The following is a 16,302-nucleotide window of genomic DNA, read 5'->3' on the forward strand; positions in this document are numbered from 1 at the left end:
TCCGCCACTGCCTCCCGAAGCAGCCTATGGCCCGGCCGAAACCACACTGGGCAAGCTGATCCGCATCGCCGGCAGCCGATGGGCGGTCGAGGAATGCTTCCAGACCGCGAAGGCGAGTGCGGCCTGGACGACTGTCAGGTCAGCCGCTACGACGGCTGGCACCACCACATGACCCTGGCCATGGCCGCACATGCCTGCCTCACCGCCGTGGGGGGCCGGGAACTCGACACCGGGAAAGCAGAAACGGATCCTCCCAGCTCATCCCCCTCGCCCTCCCCGAACTCCGCCGCCTGATCAGCCGACTCACCGGGCCCCGTCCGAGCACCGACCACGTCCTGCACTGGTCACACTGGCGGCGCCGCCGACAGTTTCAGGCCCGCATCAGCCATTACAAGCGACGCGGCCACACACCACCTGAAACCAACAAACCAACACAGCAAACACCGTTGCAGTATTAGAGCTGGCGGTGGTCGCAGCCGCCACCAGTACCCCACCCCTGCCCGGAGTCGACACGCTGGGCAATCGCCGCACACCTGACCCCAACCGCACGGTGATCTCCGCTTCGCAGGTCCGGGCGGATTCTGGCGGATTGCGACCTTCGGTACGGCAACCTCACCAGCCGCGACGACCTCATCGACATGATTCACCTCGACCGCGCAGGGGAAAGGCCGCCTGTTCATGCCAGGACTCGCCGTCGCAAACCAAAAGCTGAACCGCCGAAACGCGGGCGGTGACCGGCAGACGACCGGTGAGGGCGGCCTCGGCCTCGTCGAATACGCTCCGCTCCTGACCATGGGCCACCGTCAGGTGCGGGACGAGCTCGACGAACCGGCCCCCATAGGGCGGGACCTCCGGCCATCGTTCGCAGACGGCTTGAGTAAGAGCCCGCAGCGGACCCCCCGGTGTCGGCACCAGGAAGAGCACGTCGGGGAACCGCCCGAAGCCTTCAAACCGGATGTCGAAGGCTCCGTGGGCACCAACGAGTAATTCGAGCGCGCCGAGCACGTCGGCATCGATGCGGCCATGGTCCAGAAATGGATAGAGCACCGTCACGTGCGCCGGAAGCCTGGCTCCGGCCGAGGAGTCGAACCGCCGGCGCCATCCGCCCACGAGCGGCTCGGCTTCGGGCACCTTGACCAACAGCACCGTTTCGCCTGCCTGATACAGGCCCGACTGGTCTTCCGGCATGCCTCTCCCTGATCCCGTCCGGTCTCATAGGACCACACGCCGAAGAGCGTCGCAGCGTGTTGGGACGAGTCGGCGGAGCGGTGTTCCGAATCCGTCGAACCGCAACTACGGCGAGGCGCTTGGCTTTCCCGCGCACCACATTGCGGCAGCTCGTACCGCCTGCCTTGGTCCGGTCTCGCGTTCCCCGTATCGAGGTGCTTCGGGGCTCACTGCTCCCCTAGAGTCATCCACTTCTCCGGTTTCTCCAGTGATGCGAAGCCCACCTTGGCATAGACCGCGTGCGCGTCCGCGGTGGCCAGCAGGATTCGACGCAGGCCGTAAGGAGAAAGATGGTCCCGGATCGCAGTGGCCAGAGCGGTTCCCAGGCCCTTGCCACGTGCGTCGCGTGCGATGTAGACGTCACACAACCAGGCGAAGGTGGCCGAGTCAGTGACAACACGGGCATAACCGACCTGGGCGCCTGAGACACTGTCGTAGACGCCGAAGTTGAGGGAACAGGCGATCGCCATGTCCTGTTTTTCCCTGGATCGACCAACGGCCCAGTAGGAGTCCTGTGACAGCCACTGGTGGATCAGCGTAGGATCGAGGCGGGCGGGGTCTGCGGATATCTCATATCCGGTAGGAAGTTCAGCGTTCATGAGTATATTGATCCAGTCTGTGCAACTGACCAACCGGCACGGCACGGAATTCGGCATCCGAGTCCGGCCCGGTTTGTCCTGCTCTTATGGACGTCGAATCGGCTTCGGCGGCTAGGAATCTGAGCATGGGTCTTCCCTGACGAGATGCGGCTTACGTTTGCTGTGCCAGTGCCACTGGCTGCAGGTCGAGAAACTGCTCTGCCGGACGCGGCATCCTTTAAGTGACATCGCCGACGCTCTTCCGGCCGAGCCGTCAGAGAGAAGTCGTGACCGACTCCGCAAAAGGATAGCGTCGAACCTGGCCCGCTCCCCCGGATGGGTTCACCCGACAGCGACCAGACGACGGCTGTCGGACCGGAAGTATTCCAGCAACCCGCTCATGCTGGCAGCTCCTCCAAACGTCCGTTCGCGACGAACGAGACTTCGCCGCCGACCTGTACCGAGCGGACGTCCCCACTCGGGCCCTGCGCGCTGATCGTCATCTGGCTGGGACGGCCAGTGAACCGGCCCTGTCTGAGGACCACCTTTTCCCCGTCGCGGATGCGGCCGTGGCGGCGCAGATAGGCGGCGGCACATCCTGCTCCGCTTCCGGTCGCCACGTCCTCGCCGATCCCGTCGTTGTTCCAGTGCCGTGACTCCAAGGTGTCGGCATCGAGGAGATAGGCGAACTGTGCGCCGAGACTGGAAAGCGGCGTGTCGAGATCGAAAGCGATCCGGGCCCGTTCGAGTGCGCCGCTGCGTACCGGCAGCACCAGGTAGCGCAGACCGGTGGAGACCACCTCGGGCGGGAGATCCGCATCCAGGTCTTCTTCATTCAGCGAAAACCAAGACGCCAGGTCCTTGCGGTCCGGCTGGCCGAGGAAGGAGGGAGCGCCCTGATCCAGCACGCTCGCGTACCGCCCAGGACCACGCCGGTGTGTGGTGATCTCCACCGTGCGGGCTTTCAATTTCATCGTCCACGTCTCACGGTCGCCACTGCCGTGCAGCGCGTGCAGGACGCAGGCGGCTCCGATGACAGGGTGGCCGGCGAAGTCGAGTTCCTCGACGAGGTCGAAGACGCGGGCCCGCCAAGCTCCGTCTCCCGCGTCCTCACCTGTCAGGAAGATCGATTCGAAGTGGCGCATTTCCCGCGTGATGGCCGCCATCTGGCCGCTGCTGAGCTGGGCGGCATCGGGGAAGACAGTGAGGCTGTTGCCGCTGAAGGGCCGAGAGCTGAACACATCGACGTGGAAGTAGTGCATGGGACTGACGCTAATGATTCGCTCCTTCAGATGGAACTACCCAATGAACAGGGGGCCGTATAACGTGCGGTTATGGCCTTCGACCGCGATCTAGAGACGTCGTTGCTGCGGATGTTCGTCAGCTGCGCCCGCCTCGGCAGTATCAGTCGCGCCGCAGCCGCGCTCGGGTACAGCCAGCCGGCCCTCAGCCAGCAGCTGCGGAAGCTCGAACGCTCCGTCGGACAGCCACTGCTGCACCGTACGGCCACCGGAGTGAGCCCGACCAAGGCTGGCGAGGCATAGCTGCCCTATGCCGAGCGGATCCTGGCCCTGTCTGCCCAGGCGCTCACCGCAACAAGGCGAACGGTGACGGGTCATTGCGGTGTGGGACTGATCGAGGACCTCGCCGCTGCACCGTTTCCCCAGGCACTTGCCGATTTTGCCCGCCTTAACCCCGAAGCGACGCTGGAAGTGGTCAGCGCTCCTGGGCCGTACATGAGGGAGGCCTTTTCCTCCGGACGCATCCACATCGCCCTGTGTGATCCGTCCTACCTGCCCGGCCTACCGCGCTGGACGATTCGGTTGCCGCTGAGATGGGCCGTCGGGCCCGGACTGGATCCAGGCGCTGACCCCCTCCCTCTCGTGCTGTTCTCCCTGCCGTGTCGCTGGCGCACGCCGGTGCTCGACGCGCTGGAAGCCAACGGACGTACATGGCGTGTTGTTTTCGAAAGCACCAGCCTGGCCGCCGTGCAAGCCGCCGTCCGGGCCGGCCTCGGCGCTGCGGCTCTACTGCCCGCCTGCGTGGAACCCGGCACCGCCGCGTACGGCGGCCTGCCAGAACTTCCTGACGTCGAACTGGGTCTCATACGGCGGGCAGGCACTGAAGGCGATCCGCTCATCGACGCGGTCGAAGACGTGCTCAGACGTCTGGCCTGACAAGAGCAGGGCCCCCGCGGCTCATCCGGTCACAGCACCAGCTGCTCAGCAGCCTGGAGCAGTGCCTGTCGGGCGGCTTTGATGGTGGGGTGCTGGCCGCCTCCGCGACGCACGGCAGTGAGCAGTCTGCGTCTGTGATGAGCCCGTGGCAGTGGCTGTATGGGGACGGTCGGGGGACGGCCGTGCCATGCCAAACCCGGAAGCAGCGCGGCCGCATGACCCTGTTCGGCTAGCCGCAGATGCAGGAAGTGATCGGTGGACTCGTAACGGATGTCGGGTTCGAAGCCTGCTTCGCGGCACAGTGCCATCGACCAGCGGCGAGCCATGGTTCCTTCGGGCTCCATGATCCACGGCTGTCCTGCCAGGCTGAGGAGAGCCTCCATGGGGTCGGCCATGCCCCCAATGGCCGGATGAGCCAGATGCAGGGTGTCCTCACACAACTCCTCCTGCTCCACCTCCGCGGGCCGGGGGCCGGGAATACCGGGGTACTCCACGTCGATGATCAGATCGAAGTCACGCGCTAGCAGAGCAGAAATGGCACTTTCCCGCTCCATCTGAGTGAGATGGACACGCAGCAGCGGATGAGCGGCATGCAACAAGTTCAGTGCGGTGGGGACCAGGGCCAGCGCCGCACTCTGAAAGGAGGCGATGCGGAGTGTTCCGGTCAAATCGGTCAAGGATGTCGCGATGTCGGTCTCTGCGCGTTCCAGCCGCTCCAGGACAGCCTCGGTGTGGGCGACGAGAATCTCCGCCTGTTGGGTGAGGCGTACCCGCCGACCGACGTGTTCCAGTAGCCGGACGCCGACCTCGGACTCCAGCAGCGACAACTGCTGAGAAATGGTCGATGGACTGTAGGACAAGGCAGCGGCAACGGCGGCCAGCGTGCCGCGGTGCTTGAGCTCCCTGAGAAGTCTGAGCCGGTGAAGATCGAACATGACAGCGCCTGAAACAGCTGGCTTTCTCGTGGGAGAGCTTGTGCCGGACGCGCAGAGTGTGATGTCACGCTACGCCTCGCGGTTGACTCGGGCTGACGGCGGCGGATTACAAGGATCAGCGCCTCCGGCGCTAGGTCTGGGTGCCGTATCGAGGGGTGTGCGGTGGCCAGGAATCCCTGGGGCGCGGTCGGATCGTAAGGCGACCACCGGGCCATTGAAGAGCGTTACGAGGGCACGTTGAATGCGTCCTGGGCAGGTTGGCGGCACGGCCCGTATCAGGCAGGTGATGTCACGCCACTGATGCGTGGGCGAGCCGCCCCGATGTGTCGCCGTCGAGGTCATGGCCTGGCTTGGGCGTCCTCGGCTGCCCTGCGCATGCCGGCCACCCGGCCGCGCACGCCGAACCACCCGGCGACGAGGGCCCCGACGATCAGCGGAAGACACAGCACGGTGGTGCGTGCGGCCCCGCCGTCGGCATACATCAGCACCAGGACGGAGGCCAGGAAGCCGAGGGTCACGATCTCGGTCCACGGCGAGCCGGGCAGCCGGTAGCCAGGACGCGTCAGCTCGCCCTGCTGCGTCTTCCGCCAGAAGAGCAGGTGGCAGATCATGATCATGCCCCACGTGGCCAGGATGCCGATCGCCGCGAAGTTCAGGACGATCTCGAACGCCTCCGCCGGTACGACGAAGTTGAGGCCGACGCCGAGCACGCAGATACCGGTCGTGAGCAGGATGCCACCGTAGGGAACCTGGCTGCGGCTCATCGCACTCGTGAACCTCGGCGCCGAGCCGGACATCGCCATGGAGCGCAGGATACGGCCGGTCGAGTAGAGGCCGGAGTTGAGCGAGGACATTGCCGCGGTGAGGACGACGAGGTTCATCACGCCGCCCGCGGCGGGGACACCGATGTTGGACAGCACCGTCACAAAGGGGCTCTCGCCAGCGACGTACTTGTTCCACGGAAGCAGCATCGAGAGCAGGATGACCGAGCCGACGTAGAACAGCGCCACGCGCCACATGATCGAGTTGATCGCCTTGGGCATGATCTTCTCGGGGTTCTCGGTCTCACCCGCCGTAACGCCGACCAGCTCGACTGCGGCGTAGGCGAAGATGACGCCTTGGGTGATCAGGAGCATGGGCAGCAGACCGTTGGGGAAGACGCCCCCGTTGTCGCTGATCACGGACAGACCGGGGTTGTGACCGTCGACGGGGTGTTGGGTCACCAGCAGGAAGATGCCGATACACATGAAGAGGACAAGGGCGCCGACCTTGACGATTGCGAACCAAAACTCCAGCTCGCCGAAGATCCGCACCGAGATCAGGTTGACCGCGAGGACGACCGCCAGGGCGATCAGCGCGATCACCCATTGGGGTATGTCGGAGAACATGCCCCAGTAGTGCGTGTAGGTGGCCACCGCGGTGATGTCGGCGATACCGGTCGTGGCCCAGTTCAGGAAGTACATCCAGCCTGCGGTGTAGGCGCCCTTCTCGCCGAGGAACTCCCGGGCGTACGACACAAAGGCGCCGGACGAGGGCCGGTACAGGACGAGTTCGCCGAGCGCGCGGACGACGAGGAAGGCGAAGAAGCCGCAGACCGCGTACGCGACGAACAACGACGGGCCGGCCTCGGCGAGGCGGCCGCCGGCACCGAGGAAGAGGCCGGTGCCGATGGCACCGCCGATGGCGATCATGCTGACGTGCCGGGACTTCAACGACTTGCTGTAACCGGCGTCTCCAGCGTCGACATTGGGCCGGGCCGGTCTGGAGGGCGCTCCGGGCTTTACGAGCGGCTGCTCACTCACGCCTTGCTCTCACTTTCCATAAGTTGATGCAGTGCGGTCCGTTACTGCCGGTCCGCTCAAGATTTCGATAGGCGCACGCCGTCGGTCAACGAACGTTGCGGGCGGCCCGAGTTTGCGCGGTCTCCCGCGTCGGGGACCAAGGCGGCAAGCAGGCTTTCACCCGTCACACCGAACATGTGTTCGAAAAGAGCGATTGATTGACCCGGGCTTACTGTGCCGAACGGCATGCGCCTTTTCCAGCGCAGGTTTCCGATCGTTCATCGTCGAGAAAACCGAACGTTGTCGACATGTTCGCGCTCACATGTCGAAGTCCACGGTGAGCTCGTCCGATGCGGGGCGGGTCTGGCAGGTCAAGACGTATCCCGCAGCCACCTCCGCGGGCTCCAGGGCGTAGTTGCGACGCATGTCCCCCCGGCCCTGGGTCACCAGGGCGCGGCACGTCCCGCAGACGCCGCCTCTGCAGGCGAACGGCAGGTCGGGGCGGAGCTGTTGGGCAGCGTCGAGGACGGTGCGGTCCCGGGGGGCCGGGAACCTGGTGACCCTGCCATCCAGGACGACGGTGACTTCGCTCGTGGCGAGACCGATCGCCGAGACCTCGTGGCGGGCAGCGGGCGGTTCTTCATCGGCGTGGAACAGTTCCTGGTGGATTCGGTCAGCCGGGACGCCGAGCCCGGCCAGGATGGCGCTGGAGTCACGGACCATGCCGTGCGGACCGCACAGCCACCATTGGTCGACGCCGTCGGTGTCGACCAGGGCATCGAGCAGGGCGGTGAGCCGCGCCGCATCGAGGCGGCCGGAGAGCATTTCGGCCCCGCGCGGCTCGCGGGACAACACGTGAACAAGCTGGAAGCGGGCCGGGTACTGGTCTTTCAGGTCTGCCAGTTCGTCCGCGAACATCACCGAATCGGTGCGCCGGTTGCCGTAGAGGAGGGTGATGCGGGATGAGCCGTCGGCGGCGAGTACGGAGGCGGCGATCGACAGCATCGGTGTGATGCCGGATCCGGCAGCGATGAGCACGTAATGGCCGAGGCCACCGGGTTGACCGGAATCACCGGGTTGTCCGGCTGCGCTGAGGTCGGGGGTGAAAGCACCGGCCGGCCCCATCACCTCAAGGGTGTCTCCTGGGCGCACACCGTGGACGAGCCAGGAAGAGAACAGGCCGCCGGGTACGACGCGGATGCCAATACGCAGAGGTTCCCCGACGGGGGAGCAGATGGAGTAGGAGCGGCGCTCGTCGCGGCCGTCGATCTCCCGGCGCACGGTGAGGCACTGGCCGGGGAGAAACGCGAATTCCTCGGCCAGACGGTCCGGTATCGCGAGGGTGAGCGCGGTGGCGTCGGAGCACAGCCCCTCAACCGCTGCGACGCGCAGGGCGTGGAAGGTGGGACGCAGACGGGTCCGCGCCGTGACGGGGGGACGGGAGGGGGTCGTCATCAAAGGTCCTTGAGGTGCTCGAAGGGCTCCAGGCAGGTGCCGCAGCGGCGGAGCGCCAAGCAGGCGGTTGCGGCGAACCGTGAGATCTCCTCGGTATCGACCGAGGCGCAGCGCGGGCAGGGCACATCCGCCGGGGCCGGCCCGAGGGACAGCCACACCGGCCCGGATTCGCTGAGGCGCCGAGGCCCCGGTGGTGCGATGCCGTGTTCGGCGAGCTTGAGACGGCCCTGGGATGTGATCCAGTCGGTAGTCCAGGGCGGGTCGAGCACGGTGACGACCCGAACGGCGGGAAAGCCGTCCGCCTGCAGCCGGGTGGCGGCTTCAGCCCGCATCTCGGCCACGGCGGGACAGCCTGAGTAGGTCGGGGTGAGCCGCACGACGACCGTACCGTCCTGCTCCACCTCGACACCGCGGAGCACTCCGAGGTCGGCGAGGGTCAGCATGGGCAGTTCAGGATCGGGGATCTCGCAGGCGGTACGCCAGGCGCGGTGCGCCGCATCTCGGCGGTGCTCGCCGGCATCCGCGAGCGTCACCATTGCGCCTGCGGGTGTGCGCGGGCGATGCTCTGGAGTTCGGTGAGGAGCGGCGCTAGGTGTTCGGTACGGTCACCGTCGCGGCCGGAGCCGGGTATGGCGGGGGCGGACGCCGGGCCGAGAGGCAGGACCTCGGAGGGGTCGAATCCCGCTCGCACCAGGACGTCGGCGAGATGCCGCAGCGTCCGGTCGGCGACCACTGCGGACTCGGCGCCCAGACCGGCTGCGGTCCGGTCGGTCAGTGGTTCTCCCAGCCAGGGCGCGACGTCGAACAGCGCCGTTCTGAGACGGTCACGGGACTCGGGAGTCCCGTCGCCCAAGCGCACGGTCCACACCGCGGCGTAGTGGCAATGGTAGGAGAGCTCCTTCACGCTCTTGGCGGCGATGGCGGCGAGCACCGGATCAGGAGCGCTGGTGAGCTCCTCGAAGACGGCCAGCCGCCAGACGGACAACACGAGCAGCCGTGTGATCGTGAAGGCGAAGTCGCCGCCGGGCAGTTCGGCCAGCCGTAGGTTGCGGAAGCCGTCTGGATCACGGAAGTAGGCGTACGCGTCCTCGCCGCGGCCCGTACCGTCGGCCCGTCCCGTCCTGGCATACAGCAGCCGGGCCTGGCCGAGCAGGTCGAGGCCGATGTTGGCCAGGGCGAGTTCCTCCTCCAGTTCCGGGGCGCGTGTGCACCACTCGGCGAGCCGCTGGGCGGACACCAGGGCGTCGTCGCCCAGGGCCAAACAGCAGGCGGCAAGGTCTCCGGCGTCGATGCCGTCCGGCACCCTCTGGTCGATGCCGTGCAGGGGGTCGGTGAAACCGGTGCCGAACGCCCACTGCGCGTTGTCGTGGTCGACGTACAGATCCTCGTGACTCATTGGCGGCCGCTCCTAGATGTGGGGTACGTCGTCGGGGATGTCGTAGAAGGTCGGGTGCCGGTAGACCTTGTCGCCGCTGGGCGCGAAGAAGGGATCCTTCTCGGCGAGGGTGGAGGCGGCGATGGAGTCGGATCGCACGGCCCAGACACTCACGCCCTCGTTGCGCCGGGTGTACAGGTCGCGGGCGTGGACAAGGGCCATCGCGTCGTCGGGCGCGCGCAGGGAGCCCACGTGGACATGGTTCAGTCCACGCTTGCCCCGGACGAACACCTCGTACAGCGGCCACTCGTCCCGTATGCGGACGGGTCCGCCGGCGGAAGTCCGGTCGGTGCCGCTCATGCCGCCGCTCCTTCACGCACCCGGGTCGCCCGCTTGGAGGCATGGGCCGAGGCCGCCTCCCGCACCCAGGCGCCCTCCTCGTGGGCGGCCCGGCGCCGTGCAATCCGTTCGGCGTTGCACGGTCCGTCGCCGGAGACCACGCGCTTCAGCTCGTCCCAGTCGGGGGCGCCGAAGTCGTGGTGCCCGCGCTCCTCGTTCCACCGCAGGCCGGGGTCGGGCAGGGTGACGCCGAGCTTCTGGGCCTGCGGCACGGTCATGTCGACGAACCGCTGTCGCAGCTCGTCGTTGGAGTGCCGTTTGATCTTCCAGGCCATGGATCGCACGGAGTTGGGCGAGTCGGCGTCCGGCGGGCCGAACATCATCAGCGACGGCCACCACCAGCGGTTCACCGCGTCCTGCACCATCTCCCGCTGCTCGTCGGTGCCGCGCATCATCGTCAGCAGGAGTTCGTACCCCTGCCGCTGGTGGAAGGACTCCTCCTTGCACACGCGGACCATGGCGCGCCCGTACGGGCCGTACGACGTACGGCACAGGGGCACCTGGTTGCAAATCGCCGCGCCGTCCACGAACCAGCCGATCACGCCGACGTCGGCGAAGGTCTGGGTCGGGTAGTTGAAGATGGACGAGTACTTCTGGCGGCCGTCGATCAGACGCGCCGTCATGTCCGTGCGGTCCGCCCCGAGGGTCTCAGCCGCGGAGTAGAGGTACAGCCCGTGCCCGGCCTCGTCCTGCACCTTGGCGAAGAGGATGGCCTTGCGACGCAGCGAGGGCGCCCGGGTGATCCACTCGCCCTCGGGCTGCATGCCGATGATCTCGGAGTGGGCATGCTGGGCGATCTGCCGGATCAGTGTGGTGCGGTAGCCGTCGGGCATCCAGTCCCGGGGCTCGATGCGCTGGTCGCGGGCGATGGTCTCCTCGAAGGTGGCCTCGGGGCCCTGGGGCCCGGATGGTGTGAGGGTGGGGGTGTTCATGGGTGTGCGTGTCCCGTCGTACTCGGTGAGTGGGTCATTGGCCGCGGAAGGCGGGGCTGCGGCGTTCGAGGAAGGCCGTGACGGCTTCGTGGTGGTCCTCGGTGGCGCCGAGCCGGCGCTGGATCACGGCTTCGCGCTCCAGCGCGGCCGGCAGGGGGGCGGTGGCCGCGGACCGCAGCAGTGCCTTGATCTCTCGGTGTGCGGCGGTGGGGCCATCTGCGAGGGAGCGGGCGACGGCCAGCCCTTCAGCCGTGGCCGAGCCGTCCGCCACAACGCGGTGGACCAGGCCCCAGCGTTCGGCGTCCTGGGCGGAGAAGCGGTCTCCGAGGAGCATGAGTCCTGCGGTCCGTGAAGGACCGAGCTGGCGGGCGAGGCCGCGGGCGACCCCCGAGTCGGAGGCCAGGCCGAGGCCGGTGAAGGCGGTCGCGAAGCGGGCTCCTTCGGCGGCGACACGTACATCGGCGCAGAGCGCGATGCCGAGCCCGGCCCCGACACACGCGCCCTCGACGGCCACGACGAGCGGGACCGGCAGCCCGTACAACTCCTTCAGCAGCGGGTTGTAGTCGTTGGGAAGGTTCGCGAAGGCCGCCTCGGGCGCGGTGTTCAGCAGCCGGGCGTGCTCCCTGAGGTCCTGGCCGACGCAGAAATGCCTTCCGCTGGCGGTGATCAGGGCCGCCCGTACACCGCGTGCGGTGTCCGTGGTCAGGCGGCGTGCCGCCATGAGGAGCGCGCTGCGCATGTGAGTGTCGAGCGCGTTGCCGCTCCCGGGACCGCGCAGCTCGATGACGGCCACGGCGTCGGTGACGTTGTAGGCGACCCCGTGACGGGCGGGGCGGCCCGGCTCCTGAGCCTCGGTGGGCGCACCATCGGTCACGGCCATGGATAGAACCCCTTCCCCGTCTTGCGGCCCAGCTCGCCGCGGGCGACCTTCTCCCGCAGCAACGCCGGTGGGGCGAACCGCTCCCCGAGCGTCCTGTGCAGGTGGTCGGCGATGGCCAGCCGTACGTCGAGACCCACCACGTCGGTGAGGCGCAGCGGCCCCATCGGGTGCCGGTATCCCAGGCGCATGGCCGTGTCGATGGCCTCCGGCTCGGCGACCCCCTCCTCGACCATGCGGACCGCCTCCAGACCGAGGGCCAGGCCGAGACGGCTGCTGGCGAATCCCGGCGAGTCCTGGACGACGACCTTCTGCTTGCCCAGGGCGTGCGTCCAGCCGACCGCCGCCGTCAGAGTCTCCGCGGTGGTGTCAGGAGTGAGGACCAGTTCGACGAGCGCGGAGACAGGCACCGGGTTGAAGAAGTGCATGCCCAGGAAGCGTCCCGGCCGCTTCAGGGCCGCCGCGAGTTCGGTGACCGGCAGGGAACTGGTGTTGGTGGCGAGTACGCAGCGCTCCCCCACGGCCCGCTCGGCGGCGGCAAGCAGCCGGGCCTTGAGCGCGGCATCCTCCGGTACCGCCTCTACGACGAGATCGGCGTCGGCCGGTAGTCCGGCGATCGAGGTGACGGCGGTGACCCGGTTCGGTACGTGACCGGCGGCGGATCCGCCGGGCCCGCCGCGCTCGGCGGCCCGCCGCAGCCCGTCGGCGATGCGGTCCAGCGCGACGGTCGCGGCCGCTTCGTCGTGTTCCACGACGACCACGGACGACCCTGCGGCCGCGAAGGACTGGGCAATACCCGTCCCCATCCGGCCGCCGCCGATCACCCCCACGACGGCGGGCGGTGCTGATGCCGAGGTCATGCCCGGCCTCCGTTCTTCTCGTTCTTCTCCAGGAATCGCGTCATGCGCTCCTCCTTGTCGCGGCCCTCGAACAGCACGGCCTGGGCGAGGTCGTCGGCCACCGGATGGGCACCCGGCGCGTCGGTGACGAGCTTGGTCAGCCGCAGGGCGAGCGGCGAGGAGCGGGCCATGCGGTCCAGCAGGGTGTGCGCCTCGGAGATCAGCCGCTCGGCCGGTACGACGTCCGTGACCAGCCCACATGCGAGCGCGGCAGGTGCGTCGAGGTTCCGCCCGGCAAGCAGGACCTGTTTGGCCACCGACTCGCCGAGCAGCTCCCGCAGCCGCCAGCAGGCCCCGGCGGCGGCGAGGATGCCCAGGCCCGGTTCGGGGTTGCCGAAGACCGCGTTCGGCCCGGCGATCCGGATGTCGCAGGCGTACGCCAGCTCGGCGCCGCCGCCCAGCGCCCAGCCGTCCACAGCGGCCACGGTGGGCATGGGCAGCATGCGCACCCGCTCGAACAGACGGCTGTTGATTCCCTGCAGCGCCTCCTCCCGGCCACGCCGCCGCAGTTCGGCGATGTCGGCACCGCCAGCGAAGACCCCGCCGTGCCCGGTGAGCAGCAGCAGCCTCGGCTCGCGCTCCAGGTCCTCGCACACGCTGTGCAGCTCGGCGATCATGCCGCTGCTGATGGCGTTGCGCGCCTCGGGCCGGTGCAGGGCCACGACGACCCGGTCCGCGCGCTCCTCGACCCGCAGGGTCTCGTACGCCGTGCCCTCCCGCGTGCTCATACGCGCTCCACGAGCATCGCCACGCCTTGGCCGACCCCCACACACATGGTCGCCAGTCCCCGTCGGGCGTCCTCGCGTTCCATGCGTCCGAGCAGGGTGAGCAGGATGCGGGCGCCGGAGCAGCCGAGCGGGTGTCCGAGGGCGATGGCGCCGCCGTCGGCATTGACGCGGTCCTCGTCGAGCCGCAGGCGTCGGACGACCGCCAGCGCTTGGGCGGCGAAGGCCTCGTTCACCTCGACGGCGTCCAGGTCGTCGGACCGCCAGCCCGCCCGGTCGAGCGCCCTCAAGGTGGCCGGCACGGGCCCGAGCCCCATCAGGCGGGGCTCGACCCCCGCCGAGGCGGCGGTGACGACGCGGGCCCGGGGAGTGAGGCCGTACCGTTCGACCGCCGCCCGACTCGCCACCACCAGGGCCGCGGCCCCGTCGGACAGCGGCGAGGAGTTGCCCGCGGTGACGATCCCGTCGCTGCGGAAGGACGTGCGCAGTCCGCCGAGCTTCTCCAGCGAGGTGGACGGCCGCGGCCCCTCGTCCTGGGTCACCTCGCCGTGCGCCACCCGCACCGGCACGATCTCCTCCTTGAAGCGGCCCGCGCTCTGGGCGGCCTCCGCCCGGCGGTGGCTGCGCAGCGCGAAGGTGTCCGCCTCAAGGCGGGTGATGCCGTCCAGGGCGGCGACCTCCTCGGCGGTCTCGCCCATGGACAGGCTGGTCGCGGCGGGAAAGCGCGGGTTGGTGAAGCGCCAGCCGAGGGAGGTGTCGTGGACCTCGCCGGGCCGGGCCCAGGGCGTGCCGGGCTTGGCCATCACCCAGGGGGCACGGGTCATTGACTCCACTCCGCCCGCGACGACCAGGTCTGCCTCCCCCGCACGAATCGCCTGGGCGGCCGAGGCGACGGCCGTCAGTCCGGACGCGCACAGCCGGTTGACGGTGTATCCGGGCACGGTGTCCGGCAGTCCGGCCAGCAGGACGGCCATCCGGGCCACGTCCCGGTTGTCCTCGCCCGCCTGGTTCGCGGCGCCGAGGATCACCTCGTCCACGGTGTCGGCCGGGATGCCAGAGCGACGTACCGCCTCGCCGACCACGAGGGCGGCCAGATCGTCGGGGCGTACGGAGGCCAGGGCGCCTCGGTGGCGGCCGAGCGGAGTGCGGGCCCCGTCGACCAGGTAGACCTCATCATCACGCATCGACGTGCTCCTCTGCGGGTGCGTGGCGCCGGGACTGGACGACCGAGAAGCGTCCGGTGACGAACGCCGGGTCGGTGAGGGCGGCATTGGCCGCGGGGTTGGCCGCGGTGCCGTGGAAGTCGCTGAAGGCGGCGGACTGGTTGACGAAGACCGCGCCGGTCAGGTTCTCCGACAGGTGCACGCCCGCCTCCAGCGCGGTTGCCCGTGCCGCCTCCAGCACACCCTCGGCGGTGGCGTACACGGAGGCGGTCAGCGCGCCGTGGCGCCGTACGGTGTCGTGCAGGAGACGCAGGCCGTGCGCGGTGGAGTCGGTACCGATGACGAAGGAGACCGGCCCGAACCACTCGCTCGTGTATGTCTCTTCGTCGGTCTCGGCCTCGAGCCGGACCAACAGCGGGGAACGGACGGCCGCGTCCGGGAAGTCCGGGTGGGTGATTTGCCTCGACGGATGGGCGACACGGTCGAGTTCCGCCGCCTCCGCCACGCGCTTCAGGACACCGTCGTTCACGATCGCGCCGAGGGTGGCGGCCGCACGGGCCGGGTCGCCGAGCAGCCTGTCCAGGGCGGCGCCGAGGTCGGCGGCGAACTCGTCGGCCGTACGGCGCCCCTGGTCGGTGGGGAAGCCGTTGCGGGGAACGAGGATGTTCTGCGGGGTGGTGCACATCTGGCCGCTGTAGAGCGACAGGGAGAAGGCGAGGTTGCGCAGCAGACCAGCGTAATCGTCCGTGGAGTCCACGACGACGGTGTTGAGCCCGGACTTCTCGGTGTGGACCGCGGCCTGGCGGGCGTTGGTCTCCAGCCAGTCGCCGAACTCGCTGGAGCCGGTGTAGTCCACGATGCGCACATCGGGGTGGGTGGCCAGGGCAGGGGCGGTGCGCTCGTCGGGCTTCGCGGCGGCGAGCAGTACCACGTCCGGATCGAAGCCGGCCTCCGCCAGCACCTCACGGGCGATCCGCACGGTGATCGCCAGTGGCAGCACGGCACGTCGATGAGGCTTGACGACCACCGGGTTGCCGGTGACCAGACTCGCGAACAATCCCGGATAGCCGTTCCAGGTGGGGAAGGTGTTGCAGGCGATCAGCACTGCCACACCGCGTCCCACGGTGGTGAAGGTCTTGTCCATGACGAGCGGGCCGCCCTTGCGCTGGGGCTTCCTCCAGCAGGCCGCCACCGGATGGCGCGTTTGCTCGTTCCATGCGTGGGCGACCGCTTCGAGACCCCGGTCCTGGGCGTGTGGACCGCCGGCCTGGAACGCCATCATGAAGGGCTGGCCGGTGGTGTGCTGGACGGCGTACGCGATCTCGAAGGTCGCCTCGTTCAGCCGGGCGAGGATCTCGGCGGCGACGCCGGCCCGGATGTCCGGGCTCGCGGCGCGCCATGCCACTGCGGCTGACTTGGCCGTCGCGACGGCCACATCGGGCGCCAGGTACGGGTAACTGACGCCGAGCGGGAAGCCGTAGGGCGAAACCTCGGTGGCGGGCACGGTGCCGGTGGCCGGATGCCCTTCGATGCGGAAGGGCTGGCCGAGGAGGCCGTGGAAGGCGGCCTCGCCCAGCCGGGATGCCTCGGCCCCGTACGCAGAGGTACTGGGGGTTTCCGGGTACGGCGTCCAGTAGGTGCGGTCGGCGGCACACTCCACCGCCTGGTCGAGCAGCGCCGCATGGCGGACGAAGAAGTCGGGATGCTGGTCGGTGGTCACTGAGAGCTCCTGGCCGAACGTTCGGTAGGTTTATGGGTGCAAGGCGCCTGGGCAGACGC

17 protein-coding genes and 1 pseudogene are annotated in these 16,302 nt (G+C 68.7%); 3 read left to right on the plus strand and 15 right to left on the minus strand.

The genetic code is table 11. From position 1 onward, the window contains the following. Positions 1-22: 22 nt before the first annotated feature. Positions 23-294: pseudogene (locus ACWGIU_RS00120) on the plus strand (IS701 family transposase); the annotation flags it as partial. Between the two features lie 336 nt (positions 295-630). Here the strand turns inward: ACWGIU_RS00120 and ACWGIU_RS00125 are convergent. The 3 genes from ACWGIU_RS00125 to ACWGIU_RS00135 form a co-directional block, all read right to left on the minus strand. Further along, the gene (locus tag ACWGIU_RS00125) at positions 631-1,188 is read right to left on the minus strand and encodes a 2'-5' RNA ligase family protein (protein ID WP_314245599.1); all 558 of its coding nucleotides are present in this window, start codon (positions 1,186-1,188) and stop codon (positions 631-633) included. A 206-nt stretch (positions 1,189-1,394) separates the two neighbouring features. Then, a complete protein-coding gene (locus ACWGIU_RS00130) occupies positions 1,395-1,826 on the minus strand; it encodes a GNAT family N-acetyltransferase (RefSeq protein ID WP_453701433.1) in 432 nt (143 codons plus the stop codon). A gap of 377 nt (positions 1,827-2,203) precedes the next feature. After that, positions 2,204-3,067: a PhzF family phenazine biosynthesis protein gene (locus ACWGIU_RS00135; protein WP_252308825.1), complete on the minus strand. Its 864-nt coding sequence runs from the start codon at positions 3,065-3,067 to the stop codon at positions 2,204-2,206. Between the two features lie 72 nt (positions 3,068-3,139). On the opposite strand from ACWGIU_RS00135, the gene ACWGIU_RS00140 reads away from it, so the two are divergent. Beyond that, positions 3,140-3,349 carry a LysR family transcriptional regulator gene (locus ACWGIU_RS00140; RefSeq protein ID WP_453701434.1) on the plus strand — a complete coding sequence of 70 codons (210 nt, stop codon included), beginning with the start codon at positions 3,140-3,142 and terminating at the stop codon, positions 3,347-3,349. A 63-nt stretch (positions 3,350-3,412) separates the two neighbouring features. After that, positions 3,413-3,982 carry a LysR substrate-binding domain-containing protein gene (locus tag ACWGIU_RS00145; protein WP_453701435.1) on the plus strand — a complete coding sequence of 190 codons (570 nt, stop codon included), beginning with the start codon at positions 3,413-3,415 and terminating at the stop codon, positions 3,980-3,982. Between the two features lie 29 nt (positions 3,983-4,011). On the opposite strand, the gene ACWGIU_RS00150 is transcribed toward ACWGIU_RS00145, so the two are convergent. The 12 genes from ACWGIU_RS00150 to paaN form a co-directional block, all read right to left on the minus strand. Next, positions 4,012-4,917, minus strand: coding sequence for a LysR substrate-binding domain-containing protein (locus ACWGIU_RS00150; RefSeq protein WP_030830728.1), 906 nt, complete (start codon positions 4,915-4,917; stop codon positions 4,012-4,014). Positions 4,918-5,255: 338 nt separating this feature from the next. Then, the gene (locus ACWGIU_RS00155) at positions 5,256-6,719 is read right to left on the minus strand and encodes an amino acid permease (protein WP_405941215.1); all 1,464 of its coding nucleotides are present in this window, start codon (positions 6,717-6,719) and stop codon (positions 5,256-5,258) included. 297 nt (positions 6,720-7,016) lie between these two features. After that, a complete protein-coding gene (gene paaE / locus ACWGIU_RS00160) occupies positions 7,017-8,153 on the minus strand; it encodes a 1,2-phenylacetyl-CoA epoxidase subunit PaaE (RefSeq protein ID WP_405941216.1) in 1,137 nt (378 codons plus the stop codon). Next, a complete protein-coding gene (gene paaD / locus ACWGIU_RS00165; RefSeq protein ID WP_314245591.1) occupies positions 8,153-8,689 on the minus strand; it encodes a 1,2-phenylacetyl-CoA epoxidase subunit PaaD in 537 nt (178 codons plus the stop codon). The genes paaE and paaD overlap by 1 nt, the downstream gene beginning before the upstream one ends. Then, a complete protein-coding gene (gene paaC, locus ACWGIU_RS00170; protein ID WP_386120388.1) occupies positions 8,683-9,549 on the minus strand; it encodes a 1,2-phenylacetyl-CoA epoxidase subunit PaaC in 867 nt (288 codons plus the stop codon). Before paaC ends, paaD begins: the two co-directional genes overlap by 7 nt. Before the next feature lie 12 nt (positions 9,550-9,561). Further along, positions 9,562-9,888, minus strand: coding sequence for a 1,2-phenylacetyl-CoA epoxidase subunit PaaB (gene paaB, locus ACWGIU_RS00175; RefSeq protein ID WP_030830736.1), 327 nt, complete (start codon positions 9,886-9,888; stop codon positions 9,562-9,564). Continuing rightward, a complete protein-coding gene (gene paaA / locus ACWGIU_RS00180; protein WP_453701436.1) occupies positions 9,885-10,859 on the minus strand; it encodes a 1,2-phenylacetyl-CoA epoxidase subunit PaaA in 975 nt (324 codons plus the stop codon). The genes paaB and paaA overlap by 4 nt, the downstream gene beginning before the upstream one ends. A 34-nt stretch (positions 10,860-10,893) precedes the next feature. Further along, positions 10,894-11,739, minus strand: coding sequence for an enoyl-CoA hydratase/isomerase family protein (locus ACWGIU_RS00185; protein WP_453701437.1), 846 nt, complete (start codon positions 11,737-11,739; stop codon positions 10,894-10,896). Beyond that, on the minus strand, positions 11,730-12,596 hold the full coding sequence (locus tag ACWGIU_RS00190) for a 3-hydroxyacyl-CoA dehydrogenase family protein (protein ID WP_453701438.1): 867 nt from the start codon (positions 12,594-12,596) through the stop codon (positions 11,730-11,732). The genes ACWGIU_RS00185 and ACWGIU_RS00190 overlap by 10 nt, the downstream gene beginning before the upstream one ends. Further along, the gene (locus ACWGIU_RS00195; RefSeq protein ID WP_453701439.1) at positions 12,593-13,363 is read right to left on the minus strand and encodes an enoyl-CoA hydratase/isomerase family protein; all 771 of its coding nucleotides are present in this window, start codon (positions 13,361-13,363) and stop codon (positions 12,593-12,595) included. The genes ACWGIU_RS00190 and ACWGIU_RS00195 overlap by 4 nt, the downstream gene beginning before the upstream one ends. After that, positions 13,360-14,544, minus strand: a complete 1,185-nt coding sequence (locus ACWGIU_RS00200) for a thiolase family protein (RefSeq protein ID WP_453701440.1) — start codon at positions 14,542-14,544, stop codon at positions 13,360-13,362. The genes ACWGIU_RS00195 and ACWGIU_RS00200 overlap by 4 nt, the downstream gene beginning before the upstream one ends. Next, positions 14,537-16,243, minus strand: coding sequence for a phenylacetic acid degradation protein PaaN (gene paaN / locus ACWGIU_RS00205; protein WP_453701441.1), 1,707 nt, complete (start codon positions 16,241-16,243; stop codon positions 14,537-14,539). Before paaN ends, ACWGIU_RS00200 begins: the two co-directional genes overlap by 8 nt. Between the last annotated feature and the right edge of the window lie 59 nt (positions 16,244-16,302).

Source organism: Streptomyces sp. NPDC054840, assembly GCF_053611065.1.